The sequence below is a fragment of the Komagataeibacter sp. NFXK3 genome (assembly GCF_054182245.1).
Window position 1 is genome coordinate 39,987 of the sequence record NZ_JAPIVJ010000008.1, and the last position, 20,160, is coordinate 60,146.

Sequence of the window (20,160 nt, forward strand, 5' to 3'; positions counted from 1 at the left end):
CTTACCCGTTTCCATGGGAGCTGGAACTGTCCAGCTGTTCACGGTGCATGAAGGCATGCACCGTGGGGTCGGTGCAGTGGTCGCGCAGCCAGGTGGGCGAGCCATGGGCAATGGCGGTTTTCTGGTCGGCATCAAGGAAGATGCCGTCATCGGCAATATGGAACAGGCTCGAAAGCTCGTGGCTGACGATGATGATCGTCGCCCCCAGCCCGTCGCGCAGGTTCAGGATCAGCTCATCCAGCCTTGCCGATGTAATGGGGTCGAGACCGGCAGAAGGTTCATCGAAAAACAGGATATCGGGGTCGAGCGACATGGCGCGCGCCAGCCCCGCGCGCTTGCGCATGCCGCCACTGAGTTCGGATGGATACTGGTCAATGGCGTGCAGCATGCCCACGAGCCCCAGCTTGAGCTCAACAAGCTGGCGGATGACATGCGGTTCAAGCTTGGTGAACATCTGCATGGGCAGGGCCACGTTCTCGCCCACGGTCATCGAGCTCCACAGCGCCCCGCTCTGGAACAGCACGCCAAAGCGCCGCCCGATCCGCACGCGGCTTTCATCATCGCCGGACCAGTAATTGTCCTTCTGCACCATGTAGGTGCCGTGGGTGGGGCGCAGCAGGCCGATCATGCTCTTGAGTAGCGTGCTCTTGCCACAGCCCGAGCCACCCATCACGGCAAAGATGCTGCCGCGCCGCACCTGGAAGGAGACATCATGCTGGATCACGCGCGAGCCGAAGGCCAGCGTCACGTCGTTGACGTCGATCATGACGGGGCGGTCATCGGTGGAGGGCATCTGGTTATTCATGGCGATCAGATCCCGATAACATTGGCAATAACCGCGAATACCGCATCAAGCGCGATCACGCCCACAATGCCCACCACCACGGCCTTGGTGGCCGCGATGCCCACATCGGCCGCACTCCGCCCGGCCTTGAGGCCAATGCGGCAGCTTGTCAGCCCGATGAAGGTGCCGAACACGAGGCTCTTGATGAAGCCGAAGGTGAACTGGTCAAGCGGCAGGGCCTGCAGGGTTTCATGAAAATAGCCCAGCGGCGAGACGTCGAGCATGATGTAGGAGACGAAGAACCCGCCCAGCATGCCGATCAGGCAGCCATAGAGGTAAAGCAGCGGCATGGTGAAGGCGAGCGCCAGCACCGAGGGCAGGATCAGGTAGCTCGAAACCGGAATGCCGAACACCTGCAGCGCGTCGATTTCCTCATTGGCCTGCATGGTGGAGATGCGCGCGGCATAGGCGCCACCCGTGCGGCCCGCCATGATGATGGCCGTCATCACCGCCGACATCTCGCGCACCATGGCAATGGCCACGAGGCTCGCCACATAGATATCGGCCGCGAATTTGTGCAACTCCACCGACCCCACGAAGGCCAGGATCGCACCGACAAGGAAGTTGACCACGCCCACGATCAGCAGCGCCGCAGGCCCCGCCGCACTCAGGTCGGACATGAGGTCGACGGTGCGCATCATGCCGCGCCCCACCAGGGCGGCAAGCCCCCCCTTTGCGGCGGCGGCCCCCATTTCGCTCACGCAGCCGACCTCGTTGAGCGTATCGAGCGTCAACTGGCCCACGGCGGTAACGGGCTGGAATTTATGCGGCGGCAGCGGCGCGGGCGTGGGCGGGATCTCGGGTAGCAGGTCGAGCAGCTTGCGCGCGGATTCCGGCAGGGTGTCGATGCGCAGCTGCACGTTGTCTTCACGGGCGGTGCGCTTGAGCTCCCACAGGAAGCTGATCAGCGAGGTATCCCATTTGCCAAGCTGGTCGGTGCTGAATTCAACCGGTTCGCCATGCGGCACATCCCTGAACCCGGACTCCGGAAAGTCGGGAAGATGGCCCTGCTGTGCAATCCAGTCCCCGGACAATGTGACAAGGGTCCGGTTCGCCTCGGGCTGCAGATGCCATTGCGGCGCACCATTGACGGACGTTTTCACCAGCCTCTCCAACCTCAGTGCCGCAACCTCGCCCACCCGGTTGCGGGGCGGCATGCACAAAACGATCCCCGTTGTCGTCATCCGCCTGTTGTGAGCAGGCAGGTGGCGGGTCTCTCACGGTGTTCTGTTTTCCATACCAGATGACCCGCCCGGCACAAGCCCCGCTGCCGTGAAGGCTCCGCGATGGCAGCGCATGGCTTTGGCGCGGCCGTGCTCAGGGCGGCGCGGGGGCGGGGGGCATCACTACCGCCGGGTCGTCCACGTGGCCGGTCGTGATGGCGGCGGTGATATCGGCCATGATGCGCCGGGCCACGGGCTGGCGGTAATGCAGCGGATCCCAGAAATTATCCCGGTCTGCGGTCAGGGTGGTGTCGTGGTTGAAGTCGAGCACGAGCGTGTCGTGGCGGGGGGCCGTGACCTGGCTTACGCCCAGTCGGCAGGCCTCCAGCCGCGCATCGGCCACGCTGCCCGGCGCGCCGTGCAGGAAGGTGGAGGCAGGCGGAAACCACACGACACGCCGCGTGATGGCAGGCATGCGCGCCAGCATGTCGGCCAGCAGGTCCATGCCCGCAGGCGGGGTCATGGCCATGCCGGGCGGGGCGGGGGTGTTGTCCGCCGGTGCCCAGCGGCTGAAGATGGCCTGCACGCGGGCAGGGTCGTACTGGCTGTCAGGTGGCACGAAGCTTGTATAGCCATCCGCGCCAAAGCGCTGGGCCTTGCGCCCGGCCAGCCACAGGAATTCATTGGCCGCCTCCTGCAGGGCATACAGGCTGGCCATGTGCAGGTAACCCGTCCATGCGGGGTGGCCGTACATCCATTCCGGCCAGGGGCGGTTGGGTCCGCTCAAGCTGCCGGGCCGGGGGTGGCACCAGGCGGCATCGATGCCGATCAGGACAATGCGCGGGGCCGGGTGCGCGCGCAGGAAAGCGTCGAGTTCGCGCGACTGCTCCCACGGGCTGGCGCTGTTCATGGCCATGTTGAGAAAATGCGCCCCCAGCGGCGGCCCCAGCACGGCAGGCTGCATGAGGCGGCTGGTCGAGGTGCCGATGATGACGGAGTCAAACTGCGGTGCGCGCGCCAGCGCGGGCATGGTGTAGCGGGCATTCGAGGTAACGGGTATGCGCCCAAGAGGCGGCGAGAAGGGCAGGATGTTCCACGGGTCAACGGTTACGATGAACAGGTAGAGCCCACCTCCCGCCACCGCCATCGCCAGCCCGGCCAGCAGGGCAAAGCGCCGCCAGGGGGCTGCTGGCGCCTCCCGCATGGCCTGCTTCATTGATGGCGGAATGTCACGACCAGAACATCCCGGTAGGCCGGGCGGGTGGGGTCGAGCGGGCGCACCGCCGTCACGCCATGATAGACGCGGTTGTCATTGACCACTGCCGTATCAAGCGGCTGGTCGAGCATGAACCCGCCCAGCAGGGTGCGTTGCAGGTCATGGATGGAGGTCTCGCCCGACATGACGTTCTCGCGCCGCACCATGATCACCATCACCCAGTCCACGCCATCGCGGTGCAGGCCCTCGGGCGTGGGCTGGCCGGGGCTGTTCTCCAGCGCCTCGATGCGGAACTGGTGCACCTCGGTGTGCCACACATCGGGCTGGTGCGCGGGCTCGCTCAGGTCGGTCACGATGCGGTGCATGAGCTGCAGGATGGCCAGGAGCACGGGATGGCTACCCATCTCGGGTTCAATGGCGCGGAACCAGCGCTCGATGCCGCCATTGAGCTCGTTGTAGTCGCGGCTCTGGTAGTGGGGCTGGTGCTTCTTGCGCCTTATGCCCTCGGCGCTGATGGCGAAGGTGGCATGGCGGCGGCGGCGGTAGCGGCCGCCATCGGCCATGTAGCGGTCCAGCCCCAGCCGGTTCCAGCTTGCGGCAAAGCTGGCCCAGTCCGCCACGGCCTGCTGGCCCAGCAGGGCGCGCATGGCCCCCGCGGGTACGAAGGCAAAGCCATCCGTGCGCAGGGGGGCCTCAAGGTTGGCCAGTACGTCCGCTGTATCCTCAGCCATGGGTGGGGTCATTTCCCTTTGGGGCGGGGTCGGCCTTGGGGGCCGCGTCCTTTGCGCCTTCAGTCTTGGGCGCATCGGGTGCGCCATCCCCGGCTTCAGGCTGCGCGGGCTTCGCGAGGGCGGCCCTGGGGAAGTTCTCCTCCATGTTCATGCGCAGCGTGCCGGTGGGGCCATTGGCCAGCAGGTTGAGCGAGGTGGGGGTGGGGAACTTGACCTGTTCCTTCACCATGCGCGCGCTCAGGCGGCTGTAATACTCGCGGTAGACCTTCCACTTCGACCCCGGCGAGGTGCGGATGGAGCCAAGGAACTTGGAGCCATTGCCATCGGCCTGCTCCAGCCCAAGGAAGGAGAAGTCCGACTTGATGAGCGGGCCATACACATGGTCCTTGCGCAGGATCGCCAGTTCATCCTGCAGGATGGCGGCCACCCGGTGCGGGTCTTCCGACAGGTCGAGCATGAAGCTGACCACCACGAGGTTGTAGTCGCGCGAGGTATTGGCAATCGAGGTGACCGACGAGAACGGGATGATGTGCAGGTCGCCATTGACCGCGCGCAGCCGCAGCGTGCGGATGGACAGGTGCTCCACCGTGCCCGACACGGCGCCCGCCGTGACCCAGTCACCCACCTGCATGGCGTTTTCAACCAGCATGAAGAAGCCGGTGATGAAGTCCTTGACCAGGCTCTGGGAACCGAACGCGATGGCCGCACCCATGATGCCCGCACCCGTGAGCAGGGGCGCTACGTTGATGCCGATCTGCGAAAGGGTGGTCACGGTGACGATGATGATGATGAAGGTGAGCAGCACCGTGCGGATGATGGGCAGCACCGTGCGCAGCCGCGTCGCGCGGGAGGCCTGGTCCGATGTCTCGAAACGGGTGATCTGGTTCTGCAGGGTGGCGTTGGCCACTTCCCACACCACGATGGCGATGGTGTAGGCGATCATGATCGTCAGCATCGCGCCCACGATCTTGGTGCCCAGCGAGCCATGCACGAAGAAGCGGATGGCCGGCAGCCCCCAGGACTGGAGCAGCAGCACGACGGTGAAGAACACCAGCAGCACCGACAGCGTGCGCCGCGCCATGGGGTAGTAGTAGTCCACGCGGGCCTGCAGGCCGGGATAGCGCTTTTCGGTCGCCTCGGGCACGTGGAAGAGCTTGTTCTGCACGCTGAACGCCAGCACCGACAGCAGGCGCGCGCCCAGGATGACCACGATGGTCAGCGACAGCGTGCGCAGGATCCAGGCATAGCCGCCCTGGATCTGGGTGGCCCAGACCAGCCACAGCGCGAAGTCGAAGAACATGGCCGGGATCCACCAGAAGCGGACCATCTTGCCCACGAACATCCAGAACGGCTTCTCGCGCAGGCGGCCCGAAGGCTGCAGCGCAGCACCCACATGGTGGCGGATGCGCCAGATGAAGATGGCGATGAGCATGTGCTCGATCAGCACCACGGCACGGATGATGGCTTCCGTGCCACGGGCCGGCATGTCGAACACGCCGCCCAGCGTGGACAGGCAGACCACGATGGACGGTGCCGCCACCAGGAAGTTCCACCACCTCGTGACCATGCGCGCCGTGGCATCCGATGCGCTGCACAGGCGGATGGTGGGCGAGTGCGGCACGAACACGGTCTCGAGCAGCAGGTAGATCACGCGTGCGATGACATAGGCATTGGTGAGCGTGATGGTGACCATCGCCGCCTGGTGGGTTGTGGCGAACAGGGCGGAGGCGCCATAGCCCAGCCCGAAGAACAGGGCGACCGGCAGCAGCTTGATGAGGAAATGCAGCAGGGAAAAGGGAATGCGCGTGATGATGCGCAGCGTTTCATGCTGCTGGCGGTCATCCTGCTCGCGGGTCTGTTCGGTCTGCTGCTCGGCCTGGGCATCGGCGGCGGTGGCGGGCGGCGGGCTGGGCTGGTCGGCATCGGCCGCGTCCTCACGCGCGAGGCGCTGGTTCAGGCGCTGCTCGGTGGCCACTGCGCGCGCGGTCACGCTGGCCAGCGGCTTGCGCAGCACGATGGACAGGCCACGCTCGGCCACGAGGCCAAGGATGAAGATGATGCCCGCGCGCCCCATCGCATCAAGCAGGATCTGGCGCGAATCCGCATTGGACAGGATGGAGTGCACCCACCGCCCCACGAACGCCAGATCGGCAAACAGCGCCATGAAGTTCTGGCCCTGCTTGAGTGCTACATCGCGGATATGGCCCAGCTCGTTCATGGTTTCGCTGCTGATGCTGCCGGGCTCGACTTCCACGTCGGACTTGGCGGCGGCAGCCTTCTTGGCCGGGGCTGGCGCAGGAGCGGGAGCAGGGGTGGTCGGCGCGGGCAGGCCCTTGGCAATGGCATCAAGGGTGTGGGTGAATTCCTCGCGCTTCTGCGGGTCGTTCATCACCGCGAGCACCTGCTGGGCCTGCTGGGCGGTGATGGTCTGCCCCGTGGCCTGGGCGGCAGCCGTGCCGGGATCGGCGGCATGGGCGTGGGGAATGCAGGGCAGGAGGGCGAGCAGGAAAGCCGCCAGCACTGTCAGGATGCCGCCCCGTCGGGACTGTCTGGATACGGGATGGGCGCGCGTCGTGAAATGGGCTGACATGCCGATTGTTCACCTCCTTGAAAATATAAACCCCGCCGGAGCGGGTTCAGGCTCCCCTGTCGAATGGCATAGCACCCCCGCCCATCGCTGTGCGGGGGGTGCCACCTTAACGCCTGAAAGCATGCAATATCAGGACAAAAGATTGCCAAAGCCTGCATGGTTGCATTCTTGGCATGCCTTTTTTGCGTTTTTCAGCCCCATTGCGGGGGCTGGGGAGCCAGGGCGCGGGCTTCGCGCCGGATCACGCAGGTGCCGGCCAGAATGTCGTGCAGCGCCTGCTTGCGCTGCGTCCACATGACCATGAGGAAGCCGATGCCCAGCAGCAGCGCCGAGAGATATTTGCCAAAATACCGCCCCGCAGCCCGCAGTGGCGTGATCCGGTTGCCATAAAGGTCGGTCACGCGCATCTGGCAGGCCAGCTTGCCGGGCGTGGCCTGCAGGCGCGAGGATTCAAACACGATGAAATAGAGCGCGGGCAGCACGATGGACAGCAGCTCGAACAGGCCGTTCCCGCTCCAGTGCAGGTGCGGCATGGTCGAGACGATGGTGTAGTCAGCCTGCGTGTAGCCTGCAGGCTCGATGTAGGAGATGCGGTAGTCACCGCCGCTGCCGCCACTTGCCTGCGGGTCAAAGATCGAGACCGAGAGGCTCGGCGGCACAAGCAGCAGGCCCATGAGCCCCAGCACCGCCCACAGCACGATGCCATCGATCACATGGGCGACCACGCGCATCCAGAACCCGGCATAGGTCCAGATCTCGGTGGGGGAGGCAGGGCGGGAAAACGGGTTCGTCATGCAGGGCATTCCTGTCTGGCTGCCAAGGGGTTCACCCGTACAGCAATGCCATTGCTCGGTGCGCAGCGGAAGCAGGAAAAAACACGCCATCCACCAGCCAGGCCCGGTGACTGTATGAAAACAGCAAAAAGTTCCTGGTGAAGCTTTTTTAAAAAATTTCGAAAGGAACGCCGCCTTTAAAAAAAGGCGGCACCCAAAAGCTCTATATTATTATCAGCGCCGGTCAGCTGCGATAGGAGCCGTTGATGTCGATATAGCCATGCGTAAGGTCACAGCCCCACGCCTGCGCCGTGCCGTTGGCCAGGCCAAGGTCGATCGTGATCTCGATTTCCCTGCCCTTCATGTGGGCCACGACCGGGGCTTCATCGTAGTCGGGCACCACGGTGCCCCCTTCGGCGATCCACGTGCCGCCAATGCCGACGGAGAGCGTATCGCGGTTGGCGGGCTCGCCGCATTTGCCCACCGCCATGACCACGCGGCCCCAGTTGGCGTCCTCACCCGCCACGGCGGTCTTGACCAGCGGCGAGTTGGCCACGGCCATGGCAACCTTGTGGGCCGATTCATCGGAGGTCGCGCCCGTTACGACAATATGCATCACCTTCGTCACCCCCTCGCCATCGCGGATGACGAGCAGGGCCAGTTCCAGCAGCAGCGAATCAAGGGCCGCGCGGAAATGGGCCAGTTCGGGCGAGGCCGGATCGGTGATCTCGGCATTGCCGGCCTGGCCTGTGGCAAACAGCAGCACCATGTCGGAGGTGGAGGTGTCCGAATCCACCGTGATGCAGTTGAAGCTGCGGTTCACGCCCTCGGTCAGGAAGGACTGCAGCACGCTCGCGGGCAGCTTCGCGTCGGTTGCAACAAAGGAGAGCATGGTGGCCATGTCGGGGGCGACCATGCCGCTGCCCTTGGCAATGCCCTGGATGCGCACCGTGGTCCCGCCGATCTTCGCCGTGCGGGTGGCGGCCTTGGGGAAGGTGTCGGTGGTCATGATGCCACGCGCGGCATCGGCCCAGCCATCAGCCGAGAGGGTGGCGTAAAGGCCGGGCAGGGCGGCCGAAATCTTCTGGTAGGGCAGCACCTCGCCAATCACGCCGGTGGAGGCGAGGAACACCTCGCTGGCAGCACAGTTGACCAGGCGCGCGGCATCGGCCGCGTTGGCCTGCGTCGCTTCAAACCCGGCCCGGCCGGTAAAGACATTGGCATTGCCCGCATTGACCACCAGCGCGCGGGCCCGGCCATCGGCCATGGCGGCGCGGCACCAGTCCACCGGCGCACCGGGGCATTTGCTTTTGGTATAGACGCCCGCCACCGTCGTGCCTGGTGCGAACTCAGCCATGACCAGATCGGTGCGCCCCGTATAGCGTATGCCGGCCTCGGCCGCGCCAAAACGCACGCCAGCCAGCGGCGGCAGTTCGGGCAAAGGCTGGGCAAGGGGGGAGACGGGCAGGGCTTTGGCCATGGTCGGTCGGCTTCCGGTGCAGGGGCGGGGAGACAAAGAACTCAGGTGGCGCGGCGGGGCATGGACGGGGCCCCGCCGCGCGGCAGGCCGCTTTTAGTGGGCGGGCTGGTTTTCAGGCAGGGGCTTGCCGTCAGGGCCGTAGCGCACGACCTTGACCTGTGCCAGCGCATTGGCAACCGCCTTCTGCACGCCGTCCTGGATCAGCTTCTGGCGGATCTGGTCGCGCGTTGCGTCAAGTGTGGGGGTGGGCGCGGTGCGCTTGCCCAGCACCTGGATCACGTGCCAGCCATACTGGGTGTGCACCGGGGTCTGGCTGTAGCTGTTGGGCTGCATGGCGGAGGCTGCATCCCAGAAGGTCGGCAGCATGTCGCCCTTCTTGAACCAGCCCAGGTCGCCGCCATTCTGCTTGGCCGAGCCGGGATCCTTCGACAGCTTGGTGGCCAGCTGCCCGAAATCGGCGCCGCCCTTGAGCTGCTTGATCACGTCGTTGGCCTCGGCCTCGGTCTGGACCAGGATGTGGCGGGCATGGATTTCTTCAGCGCCCGGCTTGTTGGCGTAGTTCTTGTCGTAATACGCCTTGACCGCATCATCGGTCAGGGTCGGGGCGACCTGGGCCGACAGGTAGGCATTCTGCAGCGCGCCCTGCGAGGCCTGCTGCATCTGCTGCTGCACGTCGGGCTGCTTGTCCAGCCCGGACTTGGTGGCGGCAAGCTGGATGGCGCGCTGGTCAACGAGCTGGTTGAGCAGGATCGGCACGATGATGTTGTCGGGCAGCTTGCGCAGCTGCTCGGGCATCGTGGCCATGGCCTGCCGCACGTCATTGAGGCGGATGTCCTGCCCGTTCACGCTGGCGAGCAGCGGATTCTGGTCCGCCGTGGCCGGCGCGGCGGGCGCCGCCGGCGCGGGGGAGGCCGCCATTGCAGGAGGAATGATGAAAGAGGAAGCAAGCAGGGCCATCGTTGCGACAGCCTTTGCCGGACTGATAGTCCGCATGTGCAAAAAACCCTAGTTATGAACGCGTTCGGCAGGCATCATGGCGAAGGGCGGCCCTGCCTGCAAGGGCCGTATGGCGGATGGCCGTTTTCCCCCGCTTTTTCCATGGCGCTGCGGTCCATCGGTTGACCCGTGGCGGCGTGGGTCCTATCTCATGTCTCCGCGCGAGAATTTTATCCGCACGCCTGCCCCGCCCCCGCCAGTTCTTGTGTTGCGGGCGTGCGGGAATGTCATTCCGGGAAGGTCTTCATGTTCGCCAGTATTGCCCGCGCCCTGTTCGGAACCGCCAATGACCGGGCGCTGAAATCGTATCAGCGGCGCGTGCCCGCAATCAACGCGCTCGAGCCGCAGGTCCAGGCGCTCGATGACGCCGCCCTTGCCGCCAAGACACCGGAATTCCGCGCCCGCATCGCCAAGGGCGAAAGCCTTGACGCCCTGCTGCCCGAAGCCTTTGCCGTGTGCCGCGAGGCGGCAAAGCGCGTGCTGGGCATGCGCCACTTCGATGTGCAGCTCATTGGCGGTATGGTGCTGCATGATGGCAAGATTGCGGAAATGCGCACCGGCGAGGGCAAGACCCTTGTCGCCACCCTTGCCGTCTATCTCAGCGCGCTTGCGGGGCAGGGCGTGCATGTCGTGACCGTGAACGACTACCTCGCCAGCCGCGATGCCGAGCAGATGGGCAAGCTGTACGGCTTTCTTGGCCTGAGCGTGGGCGTGGTTGTGCCCAACATGCCCGAGGATGAGCGCCGCGCCGCCTACCGCGCCGACATCACCTACGGCACCAACAACGAATTCGGCTTCGACTACCTGCGCGACAACATGAAATACCGCGTGGAAGACATGGTTCAGCGGCCCTTCCACCATGCCATCGTCGATGAAGTCGATTCGATCCTGATCGACGAGGCCCGCACCCCGCTCATCATCTCCGGCCCCGCAGAGGACAGTTCCGGCCTTTACCGCTCGGTCGATGAAGTGATGGTCGCCCTCGTGACCGACCCCGAAGCCTACGAGAAGGACGAGAAGTTCCGCTCCGTCATCCTGACCGAAAAGGGTGCCGAGCAGGTGGAGGACCTGCTGCGCGGCGCAGGCGTGCTGCATGAGGGCGGGCTGTATGACAGCCAGAACGTGGCGGTCATCCACCACGTGCAGCAGTCGCTGCGCGCGCATACGCTGTTCACGCGCGATGTGGATTACATCGTCAGCGGCGGCAAGGTGGTCATCATCGATGAGTTCACCGGCCGCATGATGGAAGGCCGCCGCTACTCCGATGGCCTGCACCAGGCGCTCGAGGCCAAGGAACACGTGGAGGTGCAACAGGAGAACCAGACGCTCGCCTCCATCACCTTCCAGAACTACTTCCGCATGTATCCGCGCCTGTCGGGCATGACCGGCACCGCCATGACGGAAGCGGATGAATTCGCCGATATCTACAAGCTCGACGTCATCGAGATCCCCACCAACCTGCCCGTCGCCCGCAAGGACGATGATGACGAGGTCTATCTCACCGCGCGCGAGAAGTATGAGGCGGTTGCCGCCCTGATCAAGGAAATCAGCGCGACCTCGGGCCAGCCGGTGCTCGTCGGCACCACCTCGATCGAGAAGAGCGAGCATCTCTCCTCGCTGCTGCGCAAGAACGGCATCAAGCACAACGTGCTCAATGCCCGCTTCCATGAGCTTGAGGCCGAGATCGTGGCGCAGGCTGGCGCGCCGGGGGCGATCACCATCGCCACCAACATGGCCGGGCGCGGCACCGACATCAAGCTCGGCGGCAATGTGGACATGCTGATAAGCCAGAAGCTTGGCGGCATCGAGGACCCCGAGGAGCGTGCCCGGCAGGAAGAGGCCCTGCGCGCGACCGTGGCACGGGATCACGACATCGTGCGCAAGGCGGGCGGCCTGTACGTGATCGGCACCGAGCGTCATGAAAGCCGCCGCATCGACAACCAGCTGCGCGGCCGCGCCGGGCGGCAGGGTGATCCGGGCAATTCACGCTTCTTCATCTCGCTTGAAGATGACCTCATGCGCATCTTCGGCACCGACCGCATGGGCAACATCCTGCAGAAGCTGGGCCTGAAGGAAGGGGAGGCGATCGTTCACCCCTGGATCAACAAGGCCCTTGAGCGCGCGCAGAAAAAGGTCGAGGCCCGCAACTTCGACATGCGCAAGAACACGCTCAAATATGACGACGTGATGAACGACCAGCGCAAGGAAGTGTACGCCCAGCGCCGTGAATACATGGCGGCGGAAGACCTTTCGCCCATCATCACCGAAATGCGCGAGGACGTGATCCACGAGATCGTGGCCCGCCGCATCCCCGAGAAATCCTTCCCCGAGCAGTGGCTCAAGGAGGAACTGGCCCATGATGTGCAGACCGCGCTCAACCTGACCCTGCCCATTGCCGAATGGGCACAGGAAGATGGGGTGGATGCCGCGGTGGTGACCGAGCGCATCGAGCAGGCGGCCGCCCAGGCGCAGGCCAGCCGGGCCGCCAATTTTGGTCCGTCCGTCATGCGGTTTGTGGAAAAGCAGGTGCTGCTGACCACGTTCGATGCGGTGTGGAAGGAGCATCTGCTCGCCCTTGACCAGCTGCGCCAGGGCATTGGCCTGCGCGCCTACGGGCAGAAAGATCCGCTCAACGAGTTCAAGCACGAGGCGTTCGAGCTGTTCCACGCCATGCTCGACCACCTGCGCGCGCGCGTCACCTCCTCCATGGCGCGGGTGGAAATCGCACCGCCGCCCATCGACAACCCCTTCGCAGGCGTTGCCGAAATCCATTCCGACCCCGAAGTGCCGGGGCTGGAGAACGAGCCGGGTCCCGGCCTCATGCCCGATGCGGCGGGCAACCTGCCCGACCCCGCAATGGGCAGGCCGATCGGGGCCGCGGCCATCATGCCCGATGACCCCTCAAGCTGGGGCGAGGTCTCGCGCAATGCGGCCTGCCCGTGCGGGTCGGGCAAGAAATACAAGCATTGCCACGGGCGGCTGGTCTGAACGGCCAGCCCTACCCGGGCCGATACACAAGACAGTAACAAGAACAGCACGATCAGGGACGAACGATGGCAGGTCATTCCCAATTCAAGAACATCATGCACCGCAAGGGCGCGCAGGACGCCAAGCGGGCCAAGCAGTTTGCCAAGGTCATCCGTGAAATTACCGTGGCCACGCGCGAGGGTATGCCCGACCCGGCCATGAACCCGCGCCTGCGTGCAGCCATCTCGGCCGCGCGTGAAGTCAACATGCCCAAGGACACGGTCGAGCGTGCGATCAAGAAGGCCAGCGGCGCAGGCGGCGGCGATGACTACACCGAGGTCCGCTACGAGGGTTACGGCCCGGCAGGCGTTGCCGTGATCGTGGAAGGGCTGACCGACAACCGCAACCGCACGGCATCCGACGTGCGGGCCGCGTTTTCCAAGCATGGCGGCTCGCTGGGCGAGACGAATTCGGTCTCCTTCATGTTCACCCGTCTGGGCGTGATCAGTTATCCGCTCGATGCCGCGAGCGAGGATGACCTGATCGAGGCGGGGCTTGAAGCCGGGGCCGAGAATGTCGAGACCGTGGACGGCATGCATGAAGTGACCTGCCCGGTCGAATCCTTCTTTGCCGTGCGTGATGCGCTGGAAACCCGCTTTGGCGAGCCTGCCTCCGCCAAGCTGGACTGGCGGCCGTCGAACACCGTCGAACTCGATGAGGACAAGGCGCGCAGCGTGTTCAAGCTGATCGATACGCTTGAAGACCATGACGACGTGCAGGCCGTTTACGCCAATTTCGACGTGCCGGACGACGTGGCCGAAAAGCTCTCGGCCTGACCCGGGCTGTGGTCCGCATCCTGGGCATCGACCCCGGCCTGCGCTTTACGGGTTGGGGGGTGATCACGGCGCAGGGCAACCGGCTGAGCCATGTGGCCGATGGCGTGATCGCGACCGATTCGGCGCTGTCCGTGCCCGAGCGGCTGCGGCACCTGCATGATGCGTTGCTGGAGCTGGCCCGCAACTTCGCCCCCGATGAAGCGGCGGTGGAGGAAACCTACGTCAACCGCAATGGCGCTGCCACGCTCAAGCTGGGCTATGCCCGTGGCGTGGGGCTGCTGGTGCCCATGCTGCTCGACATTCCCGTAGCCGAATACGGCGCCAAGACGGTCAAGCGCGCGGTTGTGGGCACGGGGGCCGCCACCAAGGAGCAGGTCAGCATGATGGTCCGCCGTATTCTGCCCACCGCCCTGCTCAAGCGTGCTGATGCGGCGGATGCGCTGGCGGTGGCCATCTGCCACGCGCATCATCGCGCCTCTGCCGCCCACATTGCCAATGCCACGAGGATGGCATGATCGCGCAGCTGCGCGGCCTGCTGGCACAGGTCGAGGCCGATCGCTGCGTGATTGATGTCAGCGGCGTGGGTTATCTTGTGCAGGCCTCGAGCCGCACGCTCGCCGCCCTGCCGCAGCCGCCGGAACTCGCCCTCGTGCTGGTCGAGACCGTGGTGCGCGAGGACGCCATCCTGCTCTACGGTTTTGCCGAGGCATCGGAGCGCTCATGGTTCCGCCTGCTCACCACGGTGCAGGGCGTGGGCGCCAAGGTGGCGCTGGCCATCCTGTCGGTGCTGCCGCCTGCCGAGCTGATGATGGCCATAGGCGGGGGCGACAAGGCCATGCTCACCCGCGCGGGTGGCGTGGGCGCGCGACTGGCCCAGCGCATCGTGACCGAACTGCGTGACAAATGTGAGGGCATGCCCACGGGCGCACCGGCGGGCGGGGGCGTGCCGGGCGTGAGCATTACGCTGCCCACGCCGCGCAGCATTGCGGCGGATGCCGTGCTGGCGCTGTCGGGCCTTGGCTTCAGGCGCGCGGAGGCGCAGCCTGTGGTCGAGCGCGTGATCGACCGCTTTGAGGGGGATGTGAACCTCGATGTCGTGATCCGTGACGCGCTGAAGGAACTGGCCCGATGAGTGAGCACCCCGAGCGCGAGATCGACGCCCGCCGGGCGGAGGAAGACACGGGCGAAGGCAGCCTGCGGCCGCAGACGCTTGATGACTTCACCGGGCAGAAGGCCAGCCGCGAGAACCTGGCCATCTTCATCGCCGCCGCCCGCCAGCGTGGCGATGCGCTGGACCATGTGCTGCTGCACGGCCCTCCCGGTCTGGGCAAGACCACGCTGGCGCAGATCGTGGCGCGGGAACTGGGCGTGGGCTTCAGGGCCACGTCGGGGCCGGTCATCCAGCGCGCGGGCGACCTGGCCGCCATCCTGACCAACCTCCAGCCGAGAGACGTGCTGTTCATTGATGAAATCCACCGCCTGCATCCCTCCATCGAGGAAGTGCTGTACCCGGCAATGGAGGATTTCCAGCTTGACCTGATCATAGGCGAGGGGCCGGCCGCGCGCTCGGTGCGTATCGACCTCTCGCCATTCACGCTGGTCGCCGCCACCACGCGGGCGGGCCTGCTGGCAACGCCGCTGCGCGACCGCTTCGGCATTCCGCTGCGGCTGGTGTTCTACACGCCCGAGGAGCTGTGCCAGATTGTGGTGCGCGGGGCGCGCAAGCTGGAATTCGACCTGACACCGGAAGGGGCGGGGGAAATCGCCCGTCGCTCGCGCGGTACGCCGCGCATCGCGGGCCGCCTGCTGCGCCGGGTACGCGACTTCGCCGCCGTGGCGCGGGCGGGCAGGGGGCCGGTTGACCGCGCGCTGGCCGATGCGGCGCTCTCCCGCCTCGAGGTCGATTCGATGGGGCTGGATGGCATGGACCGGCGTTACCTGCGCCGCATTGCCGAATACCATCATGGCGGCCCGGTGGGGGTCGAGACACTGGCCGCCGCCCTGGCCGAGGCACGTGACACGCTCGAAGACGTGATCGAGCCCTACCTCATTCAGGAGGGGCTCGTGCTACGCACCAGTCGTGGCCGCATGCTGGGCGAGCGGGGCTGGCGGCATCTGGGCCTGCAACCCCCCGCCCGCGTGCCCGGCCAGGGCGACCTGCTCGGAGAAGGGACTGATGGTTCAGCATAGTATCGATTTTCGCATCTATTACGAGGATACGGATGCGGGCGGCGTGGTCTATCACGCCCGCTACCTCGCCTTTGGCGAGCGCGCCCGCACCGAGGCCATCCGCGCGCAGGGGCACTCTGCCGCCGACCTGCTGGACGATTTCGGGCTGGCCTTCGTGGTGCGCCATGCCGCCATGGACTACCGTGCCCCCCTGCGGCTCGATGACATCGTGCGCGTGACGACTCGCCTGACCGAGCTGGGAGCTGCGAGCTGCAGGCTGCTCCAGACCTTCCATCGGGCGGGGACGGCTGAAAAACTTGATTGTGGCACGCTGGATGTGCGGCTGGCCTGCGTGCGGGCAGCCGATGGGCGCGCGGCCCGATTTCCGCCGTTATGGCGTGATCTGTTGCGCGGGCTGGTCGGCTGAGTGCCACTGAGCCATGCACGGCGTGTGTTCTTTTTGTGTCATGGGTTGACCACGATGCAGGGCTGTGCGGAAAGCAGGTTGGCCGTAGCTTGCCAAACGGGCAATCTTCGTGTTTGAGCGAACGGCCAAGGTGGGCAGGAGGCGTATTTGGACCAAGCGGTTAATGCAGCGAATCTGGGTGCTGCAGCGGGTGATCTTTCAATGTGGGCGCTGTTCATGCACGCCTCGATTGTGGTCAAGCTCGTCATGATCGGGCTGGTGACCAGCAGCATCATTGTCTGGGCCATCATTTTTGATAAATTCACCACCATTCGTCGGGTCAACCGGCAGGCCAACGATTTCGAGGAGCGCTTCTGGGCCGGTGGCAGCCTTGAGGATCTGTACGAATCCGATGGCGCCAAGCCCGTGCACCCGATGGCCGCCGTCTTTGGCGCGGCCATGGGCGAATGGCGGCGTTCCTCGCGCATCTCGGGCATCGATCTGGTGCATGGCGGCGTGCAGGACCGCGTCAACCGGGCCATGGCCATCACGATTACGCGCGAGATGGACCGGCTGAACCGCTGGATCATCTTCCTCGCCACCATCGGGCCGGTGGCGCCCTTCATCGGCCTGTTCGGCACGGTGTGGGGCATCATGCATGCATTCGGCTCGATCGCGGCCATGCACAACACCAACCTTTCGGTTGTGGCGCCGGGCATTTCCGAGGCGCTGTTTGCCACCGCCATCGGCCTGGTCACGGCCATTCCCGCCGTGATCGCCTATAACGTGGTCAGCAACAGCATGGGCGTGTTCGAGGATCGGCTGGATGCGTTCGGCACCGAGTTCGCCGCCATCCTGTCGCGCCAGTCGGAAGAAAGGGGCGCGTAACATGGGGGCAAGCCTGGGCGACCTGCGGGGGCGGCGGCGCAAGCGGCGCCCCATGGCCGAGATCAACGTCACGCCCCTGGTGGACGTGATGCTGGTGCTGCTCATCATCTTCATGGTGACAGCCCCCATGATGACCAGCGGCGTGAACGTGGACCTGCCCAAGACGGATGCGGCCCCGGTCAATACCGACACCAAGCCCATCACGGTGTCGATCCGCTCCAATGGCGACCTGTACCTGGGTGATGAACCCGTATCGCAGGACCAGCTGGTGGACCAGCTCAGGGCGGCCGCGCAAAATGACAGCGAGCACCGTATTTTCGTGCGCGGCGACCAGCATATCGATTATGGCCGTGTCATGCAGATCATGGGGCAGATCACCGCGGGCGGCTTTACGCATGTGGCCCTGCTGGCCCAGCAGCCACCCGGTCACTAAACAGAATCTGATGCCAGGAGCCGTCTGATCGTGGTCCCACCGCGTCGTTCCGAACGCATCCTCATGCGGCGTTCCATCCTGGTTTCGGGCGGGCTGCATTTTGCCCTGCTGGTGGCCGTGCTGCTCAAGCTGCCCGTGCCGGTGCCCAGGGAGCCGCCGCCCCCGCCAACCATCGAGATGGAATTCGCAGCCGATACAGGCACGTCAACACCCCACAAGGGCGACAGGCCGGCCCCCAAGCCCGCGCCTGCGCCCGCGCCGGTAAAGCAGGAGGCGCCGCCTTCGCCCACGCCGCCTGAAAAGGAACCCAACGAGGAGGCAGCGCCCCCCCCGCCACCACCGCCGCCCATGCCGCCGCCGCAGCAGGTGTCGAAACCCGTGCCGGACGCGCCAACCCCACCGCGCGAGCAGACGCCCTCGCCCGATGCGGTCAAGCTGCCGCCCACGCCGCCCAAGGCAGCCCCTGCGCAGGCGCATGCACCCGTGCCGCCCTCGGCCCAGCCGGACCCCACGGCAGCGCCCAAGGTGCAGGAGCCCTCGCGCACCACGCAGCCCAACGAGGCCAAGAAGCATGTGCCCGATACGCACTCGCTGCTGGCAACGCTTGATGCCTTCCGCGCGGACCAGAAGCAGACCCACCCGCCCAAGGCCCGGCCCAACCCGCAGCAGGGTGGTGCGCCTGATGGCGGTGGCACGCCTGATGGCGACATAACGAGTTCCATGACCGCCACCGAGCAGAAGGCGATCGGCAATTCCGTGCGGCGCTGCTACTCGGAAGATACGGCGGCCCGTAATTATGCCCAGTTCGTGGCGCATCTGGTCGTGACCGTGGATGGCACCGGCACGGCGCGGCTTGTGGAGTTCGCGCCGCAGACACAGGCGCAGATGGCGGCTGATCCGTCGTACCGCGCGCTGGCCGAACGCGCGCGTGATGCAGTGCTCAGCCCGACCTGTGCCAAGCTGCCCATTCCGCAGAACCTGCTGGGCCAGACCCGGCAACTGAAATTCGTATTCCGTCCCTGATACAAAGCGGACGAAGGCGAGGAGAGGAAAATGATGTCAAGCGTAAAGCCATTGATCCCGGATGATGATGCCGCACGGCTGGCATCGGCCTTCAGCCGGCGTGGTTTCATGGGCGCGGGTGTTGCGGGCGGGCTCATGGCCACGCCGCTGTTCGCCGCGGGTGCCGCCCACGCACAGGATGCGGGGGCTGCCGAGATTACGGTCGATCAGGCGCGGACCGCCCCCATTCCCATCGTCCTGCCCGCGCTTGGCAGTGGCGTGGCCCAGCAGATCACGGATGTGATCTCGGCCGACCTGGGCAATTGCGGCCTGTTTCGCCCCATCAGCGCCAGCATGCCGCAGGGCACGCCCCCGTTCGCCACCTACAAGTCAATGGGCGCGCGCGCGGTCATGACCGGCAAGGTGGTCGAGCAGGGCAGCAGCCTGCGCGTCGAGTTCCGCCTGTGGGATGTGCTGACCGGCAAACAGTTGCAGGGCACGGCCTATACCGCCGCCAGCCAGGACTGGCGCCGCATCGCGCATGTGATTGCCGATGTGATCTACAGCCGCCTGCTGGGCGAGCAGGGCTATTTCAATTCCCGCATCGCCTATATTGCCCGTTCCGGCCCGCGCGCGCGCCAGGTCACGCGGCTCGCCATCATGGATCAGGACGGAGCGGACAGCCGCTACCTGACCAACGGGCAGTGGCTGACGCTCACGCCGCGCTTCAACCCGGCCAATAGTGAGCTGGCATTCATGTCATATGCCAACTACAGGCCGCGTGTTTACCTGTTCAACCTCAATACCGGGCAGCAGCGCCTGCTGGGTGACTTTACGGGTATTTCATTTGCGCCGCGCTTTGCGCCCAACGGGCAGTCGGTCATCCTGTCGGTCACGCGCGGCAGCGGGTCTGACATCTTCGTGGTCGACCTTGCCACCATGGCGCGCCGGCAGATCACCTCTTCCGGGGCGATCGACACCAGTCCGTCCTACAGCCCCGACGGGTCGCAGATCGTGTTCAACTCCGACCGTGGCGGCTCGCAGCAGCTCTATATCATGAGTGCATCGGGCGGCGAGGCGAAGCGGATCTCCTATGGGCACGGGCGCTATGGCTCGCCCGTGTGGTCGCCGCGCGGGGACCTGATCGCATTCTCGCGCATTGCCAATGGCAGCTTCTCGCTTGGCGTGATGGCGCCCGATGGCACGGGCGAGCGAATCCTGACCCAGGGCTTTACGGTGGAAAGCCCGACTTTCTGCCCCAATGGGCGGGTGCTGGCGTTCTGCCGCCAGAGTTCGGCCGGGGCGAATGGTGCCGGATTTGCAACAGGTATCAGCACAATTGACATCACCGGCTTCCATGAACGTGCCCTGCCTGCGGGCAGCGCCTCTGACCCGGCATGGTCTGGCCTGAATAAGTAATTGTTTTCAATGCGTTGGGCAAACACGCCGCCTGAACCCACTCATTTGGCAAATGGCGGGTATGTGTTTGTTCCGCGTTGACTGAAACCGGATTTGACAGCTATGCTTGTGGCGGTTTCCAGCGATCGCGAGTTTCTGTTTTACAATTTGTTTGGCAGGGCGCAACGAGACTCGGGACCGTTCTATATTTAAATCCGGAAATTCAACAAATGGTTTCGAAACAAGAAACCGATCCAGGATCCAAAGT

At 65.3% G+C, this 20,160-nt stretch carries 18 protein-coding genes; 10 read left to right on the forward strand and 8 right to left on the reverse strand.

The window, feature by feature from the left end; genetic code table 11:
• Nucleotide 1 precedes the first annotated feature (1 nt).
• From OQZ28_RS09995 to OQZ28_RS10030, 8 genes are all read right to left on the reverse strand, one after another.
• Entirely contained in the window at nt 2–805 is an 804-nt protein-coding gene (locus OQZ28_RS09995) for an ABC transporter ATP-binding protein (RefSeq protein ID WP_458136008.1), read from the reverse strand.
• 5 nt (nt 806–810) lie between these two features.
• Nucleotides 811–2,001 (reverse strand): ABC transporter permease, encoded by a 1,191-nt coding sequence (locus tag OQZ28_RS10000; RefSeq protein WP_408884448.1) that lies wholly within the window; start codon nt 1,999–2,001, stop codon nt 811–813.
• 160 nt (nt 2,002–2,161) lie between these two features.
• Nucleotides 2,162–3,211 (reverse strand): hypothetical protein, encoded by a 1,050-nt coding sequence (locus OQZ28_RS10005; protein ID WP_458136009.1) that lies wholly within the window; start codon nt 3,209–3,211, stop codon nt 2,162–2,164.
• Nucleotides 3,212–3,219: 8 nt separating this feature from the next.
• Nucleotides 3,220–3,954, reverse strand: coding sequence for a 2OG-Fe dioxygenase family protein (locus OQZ28_RS10010; RefSeq protein ID WP_130730718.1), 735 nt, complete (start codon nt 3,952–3,954; stop codon nt 3,220–3,222).
• Nucleotides 3,947–6,544 carry a mechanosensitive ion channel domain-containing protein gene (locus OQZ28_RS10015; protein WP_207303412.1) on the reverse strand — a complete coding sequence of 866 codons (2,598 nt, stop codon included), beginning with the start codon at nt 6,542–6,544 and terminating at the stop codon, nt 3,947–3,949. Before OQZ28_RS10015 ends, OQZ28_RS10010 begins: the two co-directional genes overlap by 8 nt.
• A 191-nt stretch (nt 6,545–6,735) precedes the next feature.
• Nucleotides 6,736–7,338, reverse strand: coding sequence for an RDD family protein (locus OQZ28_RS10020; protein WP_130730717.1), 603 nt, complete (start codon nt 7,336–7,338; stop codon nt 6,736–6,738).
• A 223-nt stretch (nt 7,339–7,561) separates the two neighbouring features.
• Nucleotides 7,562–8,797 (reverse strand): bifunctional glutamate N-acetyltransferase/amino-acid acetyltransferase ArgJ, encoded by a 1,236-nt coding sequence (gene argJ, locus OQZ28_RS10025; protein ID WP_130730716.1) that lies wholly within the window; start codon nt 8,795–8,797, stop codon nt 7,562–7,564.
• A 93-nt stretch (nt 8,798–8,890) separates the two neighbouring features.
• A complete protein-coding gene (locus OQZ28_RS10030) occupies nt 8,891–9,754 on the reverse strand; it encodes a peptidylprolyl isomerase (RefSeq protein WP_458136010.1) in 864 nt (287 codons plus the stop codon).
• 285 nt (nt 9,755–10,039) lie between these two features.
• Here OQZ28_RS10030 and secA point away from each other — a divergent pair, with 285 nt between their 5' ends.
• The 10 genes from secA to tolB all read left to right on the forward strand — a co-directional run bounded on the left by secA (nt 10,040) and on the right by tolB (nt 19,913).
• Nucleotides 10,040–12,781 carry a preprotein translocase subunit SecA gene (gene secA / locus OQZ28_RS10035; RefSeq protein WP_458136011.1) on the forward strand — a complete coding sequence of 914 codons (2,742 nt, stop codon included), beginning with the start codon at nt 10,040–10,042 and terminating at the stop codon, nt 12,779–12,781.
• 65 nt (nt 12,782–12,846) lie between these two features.
• Nucleotides 12,847–13,596, forward strand: a complete 750-nt coding sequence (locus OQZ28_RS10040) for a YebC/PmpR family DNA-binding transcriptional regulator (RefSeq protein ID WP_130730713.1) — start codon at nt 12,847–12,849, stop codon at nt 13,594–13,596.
• 8 nt (nt 13,597–13,604) lie between these two features.
• Nucleotides 13,605–14,111 (forward strand): crossover junction endodeoxyribonuclease RuvC, encoded by a 507-nt coding sequence (ruvC, locus tag OQZ28_RS10045; RefSeq protein ID WP_110569030.1) that lies wholly within the window; start codon nt 13,605–13,607, stop codon nt 14,109–14,111.
• On the forward strand, nt 14,108–14,728 hold the full coding sequence (gene ruvA / locus OQZ28_RS10050; protein ID WP_130730712.1) for a Holliday junction branch migration protein RuvA: 621 nt from the start codon (nt 14,108–14,110) through the stop codon (nt 14,726–14,728). The genes ruvC and ruvA overlap by 4 nt, the downstream gene beginning before the upstream one ends.
• On the forward strand, nt 14,725–15,786 hold the full coding sequence (gene ruvB, locus OQZ28_RS10055) for a Holliday junction branch migration DNA helicase RuvB (protein WP_458136012.1): 1,062 nt from the start codon (nt 14,725–14,727) through the stop codon (nt 15,784–15,786). The genes ruvA and ruvB overlap by 4 nt, the downstream gene beginning before the upstream one ends.
• Nucleotides 15,773–16,192 (forward strand): YbgC/FadM family acyl-CoA thioesterase, encoded by a 420-nt coding sequence (locus OQZ28_RS10060; RefSeq protein ID WP_130730710.1) that lies wholly within the window; start codon nt 15,773–15,775, stop codon nt 16,190–16,192. Before ruvB ends, OQZ28_RS10060 begins: the two co-directional genes overlap by 14 nt.
• 201 nt (nt 16,193–16,393) lie before the next feature.
• Complete coding sequence (tolQ, locus tag OQZ28_RS10065; protein ID WP_130730755.1) at nt 16,394–17,059, forward strand: protein TolQ; 666 nt, start codon at nt 16,394–16,396, stop codon at nt 17,057–17,059.
• A 1-nt stretch (nt 17,060) separates the two neighbouring features.
• Nucleotides 17,061–17,492, forward strand: coding sequence for a protein TolR (gene tolR / locus OQZ28_RS10070; RefSeq protein ID WP_078524994.1), 432 nt, complete (start codon nt 17,061–17,063; stop codon nt 17,490–17,492).
• A gap of 30 nt (nt 17,493–17,522) precedes the next feature.
• A complete protein-coding gene (locus tag OQZ28_RS10075) occupies nt 17,523–18,515 on the forward strand; it encodes an energy transducer TonB (protein WP_130730709.1) in 993 nt (330 codons plus the stop codon).
• A gap of 30 nt (nt 18,516–18,545) precedes the next feature.
• A complete protein-coding gene (tolB, locus tag OQZ28_RS10080; protein ID WP_130730708.1) occupies nt 18,546–19,913 on the forward strand; it encodes a Tol-Pal system beta propeller repeat protein TolB in 1,368 nt (455 codons plus the stop codon).
• The last annotated feature ends 247 nt before the right edge of the window (nt 19,914–20,160 follow it).